Consider the following 18,017-nt stretch of genomic DNA (forward strand, 5'->3'; position numbering starts at 1 on the left):
TTGGCCGCACTACAACAGCTGTTGCGATTAGCGCGACAAAGAGCCTTTTGGTTCACTGTTTTCTTATTTGCGATTGTGCTTTTTAGTAACCTGCTGAATATATTTCAAGCAAGTGATGCATTTTTCTATAAAAAAATAAGCTCATTTAGCAGCACTCAGCAAACAAACGTCGTACTCATCACGAGTGAAAGCCTCAGTGCTAATCATTCAGACTTAGTCACTCAGCTAGCCGAGTATCAGCCAAGATCAATCATTATCTTAGCTGATGAGCCACTACAACCTGTGATCAAGGAAGGGGTTTTCTACCCTTATGACGGTAGTAAGTATTGCATGCCAAAAGTAGAGATTTGGGCAACCTATCAAATGCGTATCCCTGCTGCTGATAACCTTAAATGTGAAAGTGTCTGGCAAGCAGTTTTTAATTATAACCATGACAAATCTAGATTGATTAACTTTAGGTTAGACGTATCTGCACTTCCTAAATTTTCTGCTAAGCGAGTACTTAACTACGACGTTATGAGTGAACAACTCGAAAATAAAGTAATCATTGTTGGTCAACAAGCAGCAGAGTTTAATGTAAATATACATGCTCCTAAACTTGAGGGTTTAAATGATCCTTTACTTCTTTTTGCTTATATCGCTGATAGTCTTGATAAAAATAGAACTGTAAATGATCTGAATTTTGCTATATCGATAGTATTTGCGCTGGTATTTGTATTTGCTTTACTGTTTTTCTATCAAAAAATATCTATAAGTTATTCATTTCTAGTCGCTTTCGGCATAACTATATTTTGGTGTGCAGCCGGCTACTTTTTAGTGAACTTTACAAAGCTTTTCATCCCAATTGGCCAATACATCATACTGACATTTTCGACTTTAGTGTGGGTTGTGGTGGCTCGCAAAATTACTGAAGACAAAGAACTCACGACCGATGTCAATAACATCCAGCAAATGATGATGGGCCGTTATATTCCGCAAAGCTTTATTGAGCATCCATCTCCGTGGGATCCTATTATTCAATTAATTAGTCAGCAATTAGATCTGGAGAAATCAATTTTTCTTGCCCGAAAAGAAGACGATCACCGAGTAGTCGAAATTCGCGCAATAAATTGCCAACTAGATGATATTCAAGAAATGAGGCGAGACTATCAACGCACACCTTACAGTAATGCGTTAAAGTCTTTAGGCATTGTGAAAATTAATCGTCCTTTTTTTAAACAAATTATTGACGGTGAAATCGAATTCATTGCACCACTTGTATACGCTGGTGATGTGCGTGGCTTTTGGGCACTATCAATTGTCCCAAACCAAGGCTTTAATCAGCAGGCGTTTGAAAAAAACGTTAATAAGTTTGCTGCCCAGGTTGCTGAGCTGCTATTCCATTACCATATTTTTAAAACTACACAGGCTAAGAATCGTACTCTAATTAATAGACTACTGACATTTAAGCTTCATGAGTCAGTTAGTCAGAAGGTGAAAAGCTCACTTAACGAAATGGAGCAAAAGCTAACCACCTTAGAGATGGTATTTAACCACACAAGCCCTGCGACTGTTTTATTTAACTTGTTTGGTCAAATTATTCAAACCAATGCTTCTTTAGAACGCTTTGCTAAGCAGCACCAAATTGCTATTTTTGAAACGACAGCCCTTGATCTACTTTGTCGAAGCTGCGCACTTGATATCGAAACGGCAAAAGGAAAATTACGCTACATAACCTTAAATAAAGCGACTGTTGAATTACCTGCATACCTAGGTAAGCAGCCTTACACGCTTATTATTAGAGCGCTTCATTCCGATAACACACAAACCGCCTCAGGAGCGCCTTTTCAAGTGTCAGGAATACTATTTGAGTTTATTAAAGACACTTCTGAAGCAGTTCTAGAGGATAAGCTCTAATGGACTTTGTTTTAGCGCTTTTCCCTGCAGGTAGCGGACTGGGTCAATCAGTTATTACAACAGTTTGGGTCGGCACTGTTGTTGTATGCCTACTCAATTTGCGCTTTGGTTTTCCACTTACAGGCCTTGTAGTCCCTGGTTATATTGTGCCTCTACTCATAATTAGCCCCACTTCAGCGGTAGTTATCATCATAGAAGCTATTGTTGTGTATGGGTTTATGCGACTGGGTGCAAGTTACTTGATGGAGCGCTTTGGTTATAGCGAAATGTTTGGCAGAGATCGCTTTTTTGCCATCATCTTAATCAGTATCTTAGTCCGTGTATGCATGGATACCTTGTTTTGGCCGTTAATTGCAAACCAATTAAGTCAATGGGATATCACCTTTGATTATGCTTCACAGCTCTATTCCCTAGGTCTGATCATTATCGCTTTAACAGCCAATGTAATGTGGAATGGGGGCTTTAAATATGGCTTAAAAGTGACTTTTATTCAGTTACTTATTACATTTATTCTCGTACGTTTTGTGCTCATGCCTTTTACAAACTTTAGTATTGCTAATTTGGGTATTATGTACGAAGCCGTCGCTGCGTCGATTATTGCAGCTCCCAAAGCCTATATCATCCTAGTTATTACCGCTTTTCTTGCCTCTCGCGCAAATATTAAATATGGCTGGGAGTTTAACGGTATCATGCTGCCTGCGTTATTAGCTTTACAGCTGACGCAACCAAGTAAAATTTTAACCTCATTTATAGAAACTGCCGTTATATTAGCGGTAGGTAGCTCCCTTATTCATTACACTCGCCTCAAGCATGCACATATCGAAGGTGCCAGATTATTGATGCTATTTTTTACCATAGGCTTTGTTTTTAAGCTTATTTTAAACTATTTCGTCGTTTGGTTCTTTCCAACGGTTAAAGTGACCGACACCTTTGCATTTGGGTACATGCTTGCCACCTTGCTTGCCCTTAAAATTTATCAAAAAAATACGTTGGGCTTGGTACTTAGGGCTACTTTTCAAACTTCTGTCATAGGTGGAAGCCTTGCTATTATTGTTGGCTTTTTAGTTATGCTTATACCTTCTTTACTAATAAAACAAAGTATTAGCCCTGAAGCAGAAAACTTACAAGTTATCACGCTCAATCAACAAGTGAGTCAGTACAAAAGCTATTTATATACCACTCGCTCAAACAAAGTAACGGTAAGTAGCTATAAAGCAAGCCAAGCGGTGTCTGACTTCAAATATGCTGTTTATCAATTGAACCAAGCCATCGAGAATAAACAAAAACCGGGCCACCTCAGTGCGTTGTTCAACGCTATCGGCTTTAAGCTTGTGAGTGATGAAAATTATGTTTATCTAATCGATATTGTTGAAGATCAACAACGTGGGTTATTTGTGATTAATAAAACACCACAAAAAAATTTAATCATCACTGTGCCTTACCCTATAACTGAAGGCCTTGCGAGTGACTCAGCAGCTCTTATCTTCCAGCATTTAAAAAGCAAGGCTCTTGTTTTTGGCGCAACAAAAACACCTCAAGTAACGTTAGCAAAAGAAAATCAACAAAGCGCATTTTACCAGGCTTTTATCAATGTATTAGAAATTAATGAGTTGTTACAGGTACGCGAATCAAATCGTTATACTGCCGCTTTACTCAAGAGCACGCCTAGTGATGTAAAAAGCCAATATTGGATTTTTAATCGACTTCCAGATTCTATAAGTCAGCGCGAGATCCATGAATTTTTAGGCAGTGAAGCAACTTTTTTTGGCAAAGCGGCGCAAAGTAGTTTACCCGCAACAGACTTTACGGGCTCTATGCTTGAGGTCTTTCTTGATGGAGATAATTACACCAATATTTTGGCGTATATCTACCGTGAAAATTATCGCTATAGTAACTTAAAACTTAATACAATTAATGAAGATATGGCCCAAATTGTCGATAACTTTTCCGCTTATATCAGCAGTAAAGGCAGTCTCAATTATCAGCCATTAACAGACAGCCAAGTAGCCCTTTGGGAATTTGAAGTCTTAACACCACTTTATAGGTTAATTGAACAAATTGGCAACACATCACTTAATGAAGATGTTTTAAATCATCTTAAGCAAATAAATAGTACAGCCGAATTACTGGATTATCAGCTACAACTTGTACAAAATAATAATGGACGATACCTACTGCTTGGCCCATTGCAAAATGATGATGCCGAGGCTCTTGGGCAAGGCTTATATGCATTTTCACTGAGTAAGCATGAAGCAATCAGTTTGAGTGTTCCAAGGCCAATATTCGAAGGTAATACGTTAAGTTTCGCAAGTGGGCTTTTCACTAATTCAAATGCTGCTAACTTATTAATTGCAGGTGCACATCCTTATGCGCACCCAAAGGCTAATGTACTAGCAGCGAATAATGTCGACTCATTATTCAATGTTGTTCATCAAAGTTATTCACGCTTTAAAGCACAACAACCAAGCTTAAATATACAAATTCGTAGCCACAGTGCACCGTCATGGATCCGCCCTAACGCGATAGCATTTTCAAACACCCAAGTAAGAGATATCGCAAAACCTCTCATGGAAAAACTCGCGAAAGACTTAAGCAGCTTGGGAGTTAGCTACCAAGTGGTCGAAGGTCACAAAGCCACTCGTGGACTTGAAATAGGTAGTTCCCCACAGTACGGATATCAACAGTTTAATGCAAACAGTGAACTAGCAACTTTGTGGATCGCGTCTGATTTTAAAGAACAGTTTTCAATTGATCAAAATAGCCTTTTGATGCGGCTCCTTGCTATTTCGACTAAACCGACTGTAACGACTATTAATCTGGCTACTTTATCACCATCTAACTGGGCTGCGCTCAATAATGTGGATAAACAAGTAATCCAGCGAAAGATTAATAAATATTCTACTGATAAAGAAATTGCGATCTTAAAAACAATATGTTTAGAACTAAATGAATGTGTATTACAAACAATAAAATTAGAGCAGTTGAATAAATTCGCCTTGATGATCAAAAAACAAAATACCCTAATTGCTATATACAATCCGGCTAGTAATCAGCTGATTGATATGGATGTTTTTAACAACATGATGGTTGGAGGCTTTAATGTATCTAATTAAACGCCTCTTCGCCATTTTGGCTATTATCACGGTTTTATTAGTCGCCCTGTTTGCTTGGAATAGCTTTTTGATTTGGTTGGATTCAGCTGAGCCAGTTAATCCACAAGCAAGTAAAGAAACTCGTTCTAAAGTACAGTGGTTAAATACTAAAAAGCCACTGAATTACACATTTTCTAACCAGCGGACTCACTCACTGCGTATACTTTCAAATGCGGTCTTTGATCAATCGGTAACGCTTGATCAACCGGTAAACTATGCCATCAAATATACACTTTATAATGATAAAAAAGAGGTGATTTTTGATGAAATTTACCACCATGCTTCAAAGCTAGTTAATAACAGTGAAGAGCAACAAATTAAGCAGATTATTGAAAATAAGCAATCCCTTAATGTTGCTTCTGGGCAATCATTTTACCTACCTATCGCTCATTACCCTGAGGCAAAAAGCCTAGCTTTATTACTTATTCCTGAAGAAAAATCAATTCAAGGCGTGGTAGTTAGAGTGCATGCAAAAACCCCTGACCAAAACGTTGATCCACTTAATAGTTGGTTAAAAAGACCAGTAGATAGACGTAAGCGTGCGACTGATTATCTCACCATGGGTGAAAATACGTTAACAAATACTGAAATAGCGAATGCAATGGCATTTTGGTGGCAAAAAATTGCACCACAGGGTATTCCTGGAATCGACTTTAAGTCAGACATTTTATACGAAACCTTACCGTATAATGTGATTACCTATGACTTCAATCAGCAGCAATACAGCCTTGCAGCCTATTACACTAATGAAAGCTTATGTGCCAGTATTAGGTTAGATAACAGTGATAGCTTGATTTTCACCGTCAGTAATAACCAGAATCCCCCTTCATTGGTCTGGTATGACAAGCTTCAGTTTGAAGCACCAAAAGAAATAAGCTTTACTCAAACTGATGAAGCAAACACTTACAAAACCCCATTGCTCAATGCGGGACTCCTTACAATTTGCAGTGAAGAAGAGTTATTAACTCAATGGCGAGCAGAGTCAGGGGCTGTTATTTTAACAAGTTATGCTGGCAGTTATTTGATAAATCCTAAAGCCTCAGTTGAATTTGATATTGTCCCTGCAAGTCATCTTAATTTAGAACTTAGAGCATTAAAGAGCAGCCAATTACACGTTACTTTATACGACAAAAATAAAAAACAAATCGAGCGATATGCCGTCACTATAAAAGGGGAAGCATCTAAGTTCGATCGCTTAATTGCTAATAACACCCAAAGGCAAGCGGTAGGCATGCTCACATCGTATTACCTACGTACACCGCAACAAGCACACTCTATTAAAGTTGAATCTAGCGACGATGTATACCTGCGTGTAAAGTCAAGACTCGCAAACTTTCATTATCAACGCCGCACTGCACATCAACCACTTACCACTGAATCAACAGATGGCTTTTATGATATTGCAGCCTGGTATGAACAACAAGCAAGTAACCATTACGAGTTGGCGCAGCGAGAAAACTTTGTAAATATTCGTACTTTCACCCCACCTAGAGATATTGATGAAACAACAACATACTACCAATCTAAGGAGTTATTTAATATTTTACCATTATCAAATGTGGCACTTGGTTTAAGCCCCAGCAGATACTATGAAAAGCCAGAGCCAGCACAAGAATTTAATTTTGGGATCTATAATAACAATCACTACTTCCCCTCTTCTGTCGAAAACGATAATCGACTGATATTCAAACTAAATAACAGTAGTGCTAATGAAGTCAAAATGGCTGATATCTCTTTGCCAGAAAAAATGAAATTGATTGAAAAGTCGAATACTGTTTATCAAAATTGGTATGGTCATCGCCCTTGGGTAAAACAACGCCTATACCAATTAAATAAAAATAAACCGATTAAGCTGCTTTATGATAAGAAAAAGCACCCAACTAGCATTGTTGTAAAAGCATTTCGTACTCAAAGTAATAAACCAATTACATTAAGTATTGATCATATTGCTAATTACAAACTTGGCCTAACAAGTGAATATAGTATTGCGAAACAAAGCTATCAGTTGCATAGCTCTGAATTATTATCGTCATTTTTAATTCACCCCAAAAAGAGCCAATTAACTAGCTATCCTAGCGTTACATTCAAAGTCGCTAATGATATAGAGTTTTTACAGTCCGTGAATTTAACCTCTTCCGAAACGATCTGGCTATCTATACTTGAAGAGTACCCAGTAAAGGATCGAAAAGTAAGGTGGTGGAATAATGAACAATAAAATTATCGTTTCTGTTCTTATGTTATTTACCGCTGCATGTTGTGAGGCCGCTCAGCTAGAAAAGCTCACGTCTAGCCTACAAGTTTGGTTGAATAACCAACAGCGTGTACCTGAGCATTTTTCCTTTAGCAATGGTGCTTTGGTTGCCAAAAATTCTTTGGACTCTGGGGGGGAGATACATTTTAAAGCAAAAGGCAAAGCCTGTATTTCTTATGCTCCGCATAGATATTTTGATAAACACACATTACTAATTGCTAAAGCCTTATTTAGTGAGTGCCAAGTGCTATTGACCAATACGAAGCACCGAAATAGCCGTGATACTCATGGCAAGATAATTGATTTTGGCAAATATAAAAATAGCAGTAGTAACGCATTTATACTTGCGTATAGCAGTACAATTGAATCATTTTCGATTTTTCAAATCCATGGATTTGCAAAGGAAAAGCGAACCACAGAGCAAGGACGAAAAGCAGATATCATTTTAAGCGAAGGCCATGTATCCGCGTCTAAACGAACTTTAAATATTGCTAAATGCCTTAACAATAAACTAGGTATTAATGCATTTGTTTATGGGCGCGATGTGCATGAGTTGGGCGGAACACACAATGTTCTTAATTCGCTGGCTCCTGTTAATAGTCAGTTTTTCCATATCGAGTTAAGTCGCCAGCTGCGAGAGCAGCTAATAACTAACAACCAACTTTTAACGCAGTTTAGCCTATGCCTTATTTCATAATAGCCTTCTTAACATTAACACTGCTAGCCTTTAAACCTGCTTTTGCAGTACAACAAGAGCATGCTGTACTGCAGCCTCCTATTTGGTTAAAAACATCTCCAAAGCTAGACGTGTTAGCCACTACACAAACGATGCAATTTGATTCGTATGAACATCAATATTTATGGCTACCCGAAGGACACTGGTTAGAGTTCAATCCTGAATTATTTGATAAGTTCATTATGAGTGTCGGCAATACACAGTATATCCAGCAACGGATCCAAGTGGATCGTGACTTATTATGTTTAGAAAAGCGCTGTCAGCTTCCTGCGCTTGGACATAACCGTGTTGTTGCAATTCAAAACCGCCAAGATGTGCAGGCTAAGTTTTCTGCGCAAGTTGGTCACTATAAAACCACTGTTGATAGCTTTAAACGAGCCCTAAAACTTGCCAAGCCATCAATATTACTCTCTTCGAGAAAAGGCAGCGAACGGTTTTATCAATTCGATAAAGGTGATGAGGTCACTCTATATTTTCCTGATGCAAAAAAAATTAAGCTTTCGGTCAGAAAAAATATGGAGTCATTAGATAGTCATGGTGCTGTCTACGCGTACACAGATGAAGTTCTTACTGCAAAAGTTAATATCATCAATAACCCGGCCCTTGAATACCACAACCAACAGATAGGCCTGGTGAATAGTGACTATTTAGCTATTGATGCGGGGCAATATTTAACCATAAAAAGCCAAGCCGATGCGTATATAAAAATATCGCAAAGCCACAGAGCCATATACGATGATTCGACAGCCATAAAAGTCGAAGAAAAACTACTGCTTCCCTACTGGTTAAAAACTGCCAATGATGCAATGGAATCAGTTTACAACGAGTATTCGCTTAATGTTTTTAGTGACAGCGTATTTACAAAAAATAACTCCCTCGCTGTTAAGCGCTACTATGATTTGCTTGGCTTAATGTCCACACAAACTTTACTAAAAGGGAGTAGTGTCGTTCATGCTTCGAGCCCATCAAAAAAACTGCTAATTAATGAACTTGAAGAGCAGCGATTAGTTGATGATCAGTTTTATCCTCGCATTAATAAACAGGTCAGACATATTACGTCACTTTCACAGATGACTTTAAATTTTGACTTATCAAGCCAAAAAAGAGTCACACCGTGGCTAACCTTCGTTGCCCGTAGTAATAAAGATAGTCAATTTAAGCTTAATGTCGGTGATAAAAGCTGGTTGGTTAATATTAAAGCGACACAAGAATACCAAACAATTCATGTCTCAGTGCCACTAGACAGCAAAACGATGACCATTCAGAAAACCACTGATGATGTGCCAAGTATTGATTTTGCTGTTTATGCTCGAACACTTACAGATTTTCCAAGTAATGAAGTACTTTATTTACAACCGGGAACCCTTTCTGAAAAAAGCCCTATTACAGCACAGCTAATAACAGAGCACTTAAGGAAATTGTATAGTGATTATTTAGCGCTAATAGAGCCTTATGCCCCAGCAAGAATAAAAACTAAATTACTTAATTGGCAGCAATCTTTGCTGACAGCCAAAGATCTGGCTAAGTCTGCACCTCTAGATGCGCTTGCCTTTTTAAAACCATTAACCCAAAACCCAAACCCACAGGTAGCTGTTGAAGCATGGCAAATTAAAATAAGTATTTTGCGTGAACAACAACAGTTTCATCTTGCTACCAGTTACTTAGAAGGACTTTATAAGAGTACTCAACAAAGGGAGTTACAAGAGTTTGCTTTAAGGTCTCTATTAGATACCTACCAGGCTGAACACCAAGAAATAAAGTTGTTTGCGTTATGTGCCGGTAACCAAAGCTTATTGGAAGAATGTAATAGTATTCTCACCAAATTTGCGACTAAACAACAGAAAAATAGACTCGCATTATGGCTTTTAAATAAAAAGGATAAAACTCATACAACTAAGCAAGCTTATATGGCACTGAACTACCACAGTTTAAGTCCCGGTTTCAAAGCTGAAGATAAGCAATATGAGTTACTTTCAGGTGCCCAAGAAACGTTAATTAACTCTAGTGGAAAGTTGCAAAGCACAGTGCTTTCTCAGCACATGCCATGGAAGTACACTGCATTAGAAGCGGTTCATTTGAGTATAAAAGCGCGCACAGAAGCCAAGCAAAATGGCGAGTATCAAACTGCTTGGTTAATGGCTGATAGTCAGTACCAACATAAATTAATGCCCATTTACAGCGATATCCCGTCGACAACACTCATTGTTGAAAGTCAAAAAGCAACGTCGGTTGCCTCAACAATGATTGTGAGTCTGCAAGCTGGAGAAACACTTACTTTATCAGCTGATCACAAAGCCTTTATAGAGGTTCAAAATATACCTGATGCGTTATATGAGGCTTTTGATTACCGCTCTGATGCTGCAAACCAGTTTATTACAGGCGATATTATGTCATTAATTTATGCCTATGATGCATCACAAAATGACTTGTTAATTAATGGTTTATACCTATTATCTAAAAAGCGTTTAAACAATAATGAATACACGCAACTATTACAGCGAATAGCCACAATTCCAGCGAGTGCCTCATCGACCTTTTTACAAAATAGAATAGAAAGCTTTGGTCATTGGCAACCCTTAGAAAGCCTAATCGATTATGCAGGTACGCGTCTTTTTAATATTCAAAGTTCAGCACAAACCAGTTTTGCCGATAGGTTTAACCAATTCAAGACGCATCTATACAATAATGATGGTTTATTGATTCGACCATTTCATACCCTTTATATAGATTTGGCTGAAACAGAGGGAGAACAAATTCGCTTTGTCTTTAATTTTTCTACCGCAGAGCTTGCCCAAGCTAATGTAGCAAACTTATCTATTCAACTAGCTAATTCTCTAAAAGTGTGGTCTGTTACCGAGCAACAAAGTATTCCCTTTACCTTTAATAAGCGGGAGTTAGATAACAACGTCATTGCCTTACACTGGCTTAACCCCTATTTATCTCAACAACTAAAAGTTGAAGTACAGCAATATACTGCGGGTCGATGGAGAAAGTTAGAATTACCAACAACGCTACTTTTTTATTCGGTTATTCCCTCTACCCCTTTGCTTGCAACATTAAATGCAGATCGTTTAATCAAGTTAGAAAAGATGAACAGCTATAGTCGAAGCGAGCGACAGTTTTTTCACCCTGCAGGGAAAATTGAAGTCAAATCTGCGGAGCTTGAACACGTAAGACTATATACTTGGGAGCTTAGTGATCTGAATAATAAGATTTCAGAGTTCACACAAGCGCAAGTTCCCTTGCCTGACTTAGTTACATATATAGCACCAAAAAAGCAAACAATAGTAAGTGAACAAAAATCATTTCAAAGTGATGATCTTAATTGGCAAGGTTTTATAAAGTATGATCAACAAGAAATATTTCAAACCGCTGAAAATATTGCAACCCGACAAGACATTGATATTGGCGCACGTTTGCGTTTTAACGACGATAATGATTGGTACCAATTAGAAGGTTATTACTCTTTTAGTAAAGAACAAGCGGATTTGATTGCGCTCAATGGTTACTATTCATGGCAAGATAATACAACCCCTTGGTATGTTGATGCGCAAATTCAAAGCCGTTGGCAACCTAGTCATAATGGATTTGATCTTCAATATGCCCTTGATGGCAGTCTCAGTGTAGGACAAAAATGGCAACGTGATTCTACGCATCGTCATCAATGGCAGCTAACTCCATTTATTCGTTACAGTAGCGCTGATTTAAATGATTACCTCAGTGATGACCTAATTAATTCAAATGTTTTTAATTTTTATCGAGAAAACCATGCATCGGGGTGGCAAGGGTTTTACCAATACCGTTATCAACCTTGGGTCGATAATTATTTAAATTTCGGCGTATCATCAAGCTCAAATGATGATTGGACGAGCTTGGACTATCTGCGCTTCAACACCAGTTGGAATCAATACTATCATGATCACATTTTCCAGCTTGGCATTGATAGCTATTACCGCTTTAAAGATGACAACCGTGCTACAGCCACGTGGCAATACATCACACAATTTGCATGGCAAACACAAATTAGTTTAGGTGATTTCTCACATGGTTGGCTTAAGGTACGACTACAACAGGATTGGGTGTGGGATAACCACAATATAAGTATCGAGTTTTCATCTGGTAACAACCAACATACCGGTTTTGAGCCTTTTGCCCATGATGAAATTATATTCCCAACACTTCAATTAAATCATTTGCTAGAGCACACTGACTATGAGTAATCACTTGCTTACAAAACGCCTTGAAAACTTGCTTTTCGCAGACATTGCCAGTTTTTGGTTAGACTTATATCGTCAAAAATATCGCGAACTCGTTGATGAACTTAGTGAGTGGGAATTAATAAAAAATCAGCCTGAGGACTATGAAGAAGATGATTGGTTATTGCTGCAAGCTATTTCATTTTTGACGCATAAGATTGATACCCTGCAAAGTCAATTAATCAAAATTGATGTCGAGCACAGACGCTTTATCGAGCGTTTGAATCATGCCGAATTAAAAGCCGAGCGTGAGTTTCATATTCTTGATTATGCGTACACTTTAGGTGCAGACCGAGAACAGTTAAAAAAAGACCAAGATGCTTTTCAACGCTGGTTTGATGAGGGAGCGATTGTAAACCGATACCAAGATAAACTCTCTGAACTTGAGCAGTCACTTAAGTTTTTAATTGGTAAATTAGGTGATTTAACCAATCGCTATTTACGGATCCACTCGGGAGAAATAACTAAATCATGGTTAACGCTTAATTTAGAAAGCTTCTTTTTGGGGCTACTCGAAAAAAGTGAGAACGAAGCTATTCGTAACTCTATTTTTCGTGCCCTCGCCAACCAAGTAAACTTAATTAGCGAATATGTAGATGAAACTCAATTCGACTCTGATCTTGTTGAGGTGTTATTACTATCTCTTGAAAAGCAATCGACTCCGCATGCTGCAAAAGTGGATATTTTAGAAATCCTGATCAACTTAAGACCCACTTTTACTCACTATTTTATGCGCTCCCAAATTGACTTAGAAGTTTTACCAAATGAAAAAGTCGAAGCTCAACACCTGTTTTTACTGACTGCATTTTCAAAAATCATATGTAAGCAACCTAAATTAAGTACAACTAATTATAAACTACTTATTTTACTTGCTAAGCACACTTACCCTCGAGTAAGGCAGAGCGTCATTGAGCAGTGCTCAGTATTACCTGCGGCGTTTGCTCTAAAACTATTAACTGTGCGACTACAAAAAGAAACCCATGAAGCGATACAACTAACACTCATTAAACAATTAACAGATCCTCGCTTAACCGAAGAGTTGCAAGTTTTTCACATTTGGCGCAAGCAACTAAAAATTGCGCAAAGCTTTGCCCAGAAGCGCTTATTACTCGAATTAACACCAAGGATTATGTTCAATTTACAAGTTGATTATGAGCAGCAAAGCCAAGCAGATTTATTGTTTAAGTCTTTTATCAATGTTTTAAATACGCAGCTTGAAAATGAGAAAAATATTGCAATCAAACGAGTTATTAGCCGGGTTAGAGAGCAGCTTGTATGTTTTATGTACCAACAACAAGTCGCGGAGCTAGAGTTTAACTTAAACTCAAACTTAAGCATTAATTTAAACTCAGAGTGGGTTGACCAAGATTTACTTGGCCGACTTTTGAGTAGGCAAGCGCAGAATAATGAAGCCTTTAATGTAGCAATGAAAAATAAAGGCTGGCAAATACAACGTGGTTACAAGCGAGGCTTTCGTTTTTGGCGACTCTGGCATGAATTTAAAAACCCAAGTACTGGTAAACGCCAAAGCTTTAATCATGTACAAGGGCGAAAACCAAGTGCATTTATGCATGTGCCGAGCTGTACCGTTGCGGAGATTAGTCAGACGGAAGTTCCAGGAGAGCCTCGCTTTGATGCCGAGCAGTTTAGTGCCCGACCTCATTTACCTATGCTTGATTTTCTGTTGAGTGCATTGTCGCAAGACAACCTGAAAACACCTGCTAAATCGTTCACGCCTGATGGTATTTTAATCGTCACACCTCCTTCCAATGTATTCAAGCGCATGTATGCATACAGTTGGATTTCTTTCAACTTTGAAAGGTTGGATGATTTACGTAATGGTTCTGAGCATGAACAACAAGACTATCTAGAGTTAATAAAAGCGAAAGGCTTCAAACTTGATTTTCAACAATATGGTTCTGTGCTTGATGCCGAATTCCCTGTTGAATCGAGTATTGCCAACTTATATCAAAAGCTGTCGCTCACGCCCTTCTTATTCAATATGTGGTCAAGTTTTAAAGAGTATGCTTATTCGCTTTATCAAAATAGCATAGGCCAACTGATATTTTTTGTTTTAGCTTTCTCAGCGTACTTTTGGGCACGCCATATAAGGATAAGTAGGCAAATAAAGTCAGACAGAGCAAAGATACCGGTCTCTATTGGTGGCTGGGGAACGCGAGGAAAGTCAGGCACTGAGCGCTTAAAAGCAGCATTATTTAGTAGTTTAACTCTAAAAGTGATCAGTAAGACAACGGGTTGTGAAGCAACTCTTATTTATGCAAGAGCAAGTGGAGAGCAATTCGAAATTCCATTATTCAGACCTTTTGATAAAGCGAGTATTTGGGAACAAAGCGATGTTTTGCACTTTGCAACAAAAGTAAAAGCAGATGTATTTCTGTGGGAATGTATGGGTTTGACCCCGCGCTATGTAAAAATATTAAGGAATTGGATGGCTGATAACTTTTCAACTATAACCAATGCTTACCCAGACCATGAGGATATATTAGGCCCAACGGGAATTGATGTTGCAAACGAAACAAGCCATTTTATCGGTGAGAATAGTTTAGTGTTCACAAGCGAGCAAAACATGGCTCCAATTCTAGAATTAAATGCAAAACAGAAAAACTCTAACTTAATTCAAGTTCACTGGGCCGATGGCTTGCAAATAACGGATGATATTCGCTCCTTGTATCCTTACCAGGAGCATCCGTCCAATATTGCACTGGTGTGCAAAATGGCTGAGCATATTGGCTTAAATAAAGATTATGTCTTCAAAGAAACGTCCGCACGAATTGTGCCTGATATTGGCGTTTTAAAGCTCTTTACTGAAGCGCCCATTGGAAGAATTAGTCAATCGTTCGTCAATAGCATGTCTGCAAACGAACGCTTGGCTACCTTAGAAAACTGGCAGCGCCTTAACCTTGAAGGATTAAATAACGACCCTAAAACCCAGGTAATCGCGCTTATAAATAACCGTAACGATCGTGTCGCGCGTTCAAAGGTTTTTGCTACCATGCTTAGTAATGACTTACGTTTTGACCGTGTTGTGGTAATAGGAAGTAATGTAGATGGATTTTACAGTTACTTTCTCGATGCATTTATAGAAAGAGTCGAAAAGCTAATTGAAATCAATGCTATTGATAGCCTAGATAAGCTTCTAGTGCAATTTAATATCCTCAGTGAAGCTGAAGTGAAAGCAAGGTTAAAAGTCGCATATGGCGCTATGGCTGCTGAGAACTTACTTACACTTAGCGAAGGGGTCTTGAATAAATCCTGTATAAAAGAAATCACTGGCGAGATATCCAATCAAGAACTCAGCACAATTATTTATACCCTTCGCACCTATTATCAGAGAATACACTTGAACTCTCTAAAAAGTGATATTGAAAAAAATAGTAAACAAATAAAAGAGCGCTTGATTTCTATCGTCCAATCTAAAGTCACCTTAGTTGACGACAGCAATATATCTGCAGATGAGATAACCAATATTATTGCTGATTTAGCTTTACCCAATACTCATCAAGTTGTTGTTGGTATGCAAAACATTAAAGGAGCAGGGTTAAATTACGTTTACGCATGGCAGCAATGGCAAAAAGTATCACAAACTATTACGAGTATGCTGAATAAGCACTGCACCGCTAAAGAGTTCAGAACGGCATTAACAAATTTAAATATGATTGTCTCATTTAACATGCTTGAAACAGATTACTTAAAGGAAAAGTTGGTTATTCTTAAGAAAAACCAACTTGCACAAAATGAATTCTGCCAAGCAGAAATAACAACTCTTCAAGAAAAAATAAATGAGGAAAATTTAAAACTAGAGGATGACAATTTGCAATCTCGTCCAGCTCGTTATTTTAACCAAATGATCGAATCATTTTTAGATGCAGGCGCTGCTGTAAAACGTAAAAAACTTGCTATTCAGATTTACGATGATATTGCTGAACAGCGAATTACATTAGAAAAAGCAATAAAATTACTTAGCGAAATGAACCGCAATCAAAAAGCTGGCTGGTTTGCCAAAAAACGAAAGTTTAAAGAATAAAAACAAAAAACTTTATAACTATACAAAAACAAAAACACAATTAAAAAGAACAATAAACAATAATAAACACCAACAAACATTCAAACTAAACATAAAGAACTTAAAAAAATCAGAAATTTCCTAAAGCAACAAATAAACATAACCATCAAAAACTTACGAAAAAACGAGCGTTTAATTGAAATAAAAAACCGTACCTAAATTGAAAATATATTAATTAAATATAAAAATATAACTGATAAATCATTTTATCTACAACAAAGGAAAGTTATATGAAGAATTTATTTTTTAAATTAGCGGTATTACCACTGGCTGTTACCTCTGCATTTGCTGTGGCTAACACAAATTTGGTTGAAAACGGATCATTCGAAGCCGAGGTTGTCACTGACAATAACGCTCAATGGCAATTATTTGATGAAATTACTGGTTGGACACGTAGCGAAAACGCACAATTTGAAGTACAAACTAGTGATCTTGGAATTCTTAAAGCGAAAGATGGCCAAAATTATCTGGAACTTGGCTCTACACAGCAATATAGCGTTTCTCAAGCCGTAGCTACAACAGCCGGTAAAATGTATGAAATTAGCTTCTATTACTCAGCTCGTGTATCTGGTGATGATACAGCAAGCACAGTTGAAGTACTATGGAATGGTGAATCATTAGGTGTTGTTAATGCTAAATTTAAAGGCTGGACGAAGTACAGCTTTAATGTAGAAGCAACGGGTGCAAGCTCAGAGATCACATTAACAGGTGTTGGTAGCAGCGGTGGTGTGGGTGGCTTCATCGATAATGTTTCAGTGAGTGAAGCTACAGAATACTGCTCAGTACAAGCGGGTTTATATGCCATTAATAAATATGGTTCTGATTCAGAAGGCTATATTTATCACTTAAATCCAGAAACATCAGCAGTAACAAAAGTTGCTGGTGTTACTAATACCGCAGCAAACATCGCAGGCAAGGATGGCAAGCTATACTATATGGAAAAGCTAGATAGTGAGACTAGAGATTCAAAAATTTACAGTCTAGATTTAGCATCAAATACGCAAAGCGAAGTAGCAGATACTAACTCTTATACTATTATTCGTTCTGCAGTTTCTCCTGATGGTCTTAACTTACGCGCAACAAGCAAAACCTACATGTATGACTTCAACCTTGAAACAGGTGAAAAGACAGTTTTAGGTAAATTAAGCTATGAAGGTGAAGAGTTTGTAGGCGGTGATATTGCCTATTCAAGTGATAACAACGTACTTTATGCATTAACTGATAAAGCACTATACACTGTTGATCAAGGCACCTTAGAACTTACACTAGTAGGTGAACACGGTGTTAACTGGGCATCAGGCCTTGCGGTTGCCGATGATGGTACTATTTATGTTACTGGAAGAAAGAGTGGTCAAAGCGCAAAGCTTTATACACTAGACCAAAATACAGCTGAAGCGACTTTTGTATTGCGTGGTCCTACACACCTAAATGATCTAACCTTTGTTAGTGAGTCAGTTTGCTCAGAAGAGTAAAGCTAATTAGTCTTTTAATGCCAGTTTTATAACTGGCATTTCTATTTCTAAGTATAAATAACTAAAAACCTACCCTTTATTAGAAAAATAAAAATCTCACCATAAACCCTCCACAAAAAAACTTTAATACTAGACAGAAAACAAAAAACCACCATTAAATATCAAAAATA

7 protein-coding genes are annotated in these 18,017 nt (G+C 37.7%); all 7 read left to right on the top strand.

Annotated features, from left to right (window positions below; all coding sequences use genetic code 11):
- Entirely contained in the window at positions 1-1,896 is a 1,896-nt protein-coding gene (locus tag KQP93_RS11910; protein WP_217874585.1) for a hypothetical protein, read from the top strand.
- Positions 1,896-5,009 (top strand): poly-gamma-glutamate biosynthesis protein PgsC/CapC, encoded by a 3,114-nt coding sequence (locus KQP93_RS11915; RefSeq protein ID WP_217874587.1) that lies wholly within the window; start codon positions 1,896-1,898, stop codon positions 5,007-5,009. The genes KQP93_RS11910 and KQP93_RS11915 overlap by 1 nt, the downstream gene beginning before the upstream one ends.
- Entirely contained in the window at positions 4,996-7,263 is a 2,268-nt protein-coding gene (locus tag KQP93_RS11920; protein WP_217874589.1) for a hypothetical protein, read from the top strand. The genes KQP93_RS11915 and KQP93_RS11920 overlap by 14 nt, the downstream gene beginning before the upstream one ends.
- The gene (locus KQP93_RS11925) at positions 7,253-7,996 is read left to right on the top strand and encodes a hypothetical protein (RefSeq protein WP_217874590.1); all 744 of its coding nucleotides are present in this window, start codon (positions 7,253-7,255) and stop codon (positions 7,994-7,996) included. Before KQP93_RS11920 ends, KQP93_RS11925 begins: the two co-directional genes overlap by 11 nt.
- Positions 7,981-12,255 (top strand): hypothetical protein, encoded by a 4,275-nt coding sequence (locus tag KQP93_RS11930; protein ID WP_217874592.1) that lies wholly within the window; start codon positions 7,981-7,983, stop codon positions 12,253-12,255. The genes KQP93_RS11925 and KQP93_RS11930 overlap by 16 nt, the downstream gene beginning before the upstream one ends.
- Positions 12,248-16,336, top strand: a complete 4,089-nt coding sequence (locus KQP93_RS11935) for a poly-gamma-glutamate synthase PgsB (RefSeq protein WP_217874594.1) — start codon at positions 12,248-12,250, stop codon at positions 16,334-16,336. Before KQP93_RS11930 ends, KQP93_RS11935 begins: the two co-directional genes overlap by 8 nt.
- 269 nt (positions 16,337-16,605) lie before the next feature.
- Positions 16,606-17,847 (top strand): DUF642 domain-containing protein, encoded by a 1,242-nt coding sequence (locus KQP93_RS11940; protein WP_217874596.1) that lies wholly within the window; start codon positions 16,606-16,608, stop codon positions 17,845-17,847.
- Positions 17,848-18,017: the final 170 nt, after the last annotated feature.

This window comes from Pseudoalteromonas shioyasakiensis (assembly GCF_019134595.1).
GTDB classification, from domain to species: Bacteria; Pseudomonadota; Gammaproteobacteria; order Enterobacterales; family Alteromonadaceae; genus Pseudoalteromonas; species Pseudoalteromonas shioyasakiensis_A.

What these genes read in the sequence shown, in the direction of transcription:
- KQP93_RS11935 (WP_217874594.1), top strand. Translation starts at nt 12,248, where the DNA reads ATGAGTAATCACTTGCTTACAAAACGCCTTGAAAACTTGCTTTTCGCA.
- KQP93_RS11915 (WP_217874587.1), top strand. Translation starts at nt 1,896, where the DNA reads ATGGACTTTGTTTTAGCGCTTTTCCCTGCAGGTAGCGGACTGGGTCAA.
- KQP93_RS11925 (WP_217874590.1), top strand. Translation starts at nt 7,253, where the DNA reads ATGAACAATAAAATTATCGTTTCTGTTCTTATGTTATTTACCGCTGCA.
- KQP93_RS11920 (WP_217874589.1), top strand. Translation starts at nt 4,996, where the DNA reads ATGTATCTAATTAAACGCCTCTTCGCCATTTTGGCTATTATCACGGTT.
- KQP93_RS11930 (WP_217874592.1), top strand. Translation starts at nt 7,981, where the DNA reads ATGCCTTATTTCATAATAGCCTTCTTAACATTAACACTGCTAGCCTTT.
- KQP93_RS11940 (WP_217874596.1), top strand. Translation starts at nt 16,606, where the DNA reads ATGAAGAATTTATTTTTTAAATTAGCGGTATTACCACTGGCTGTTACC.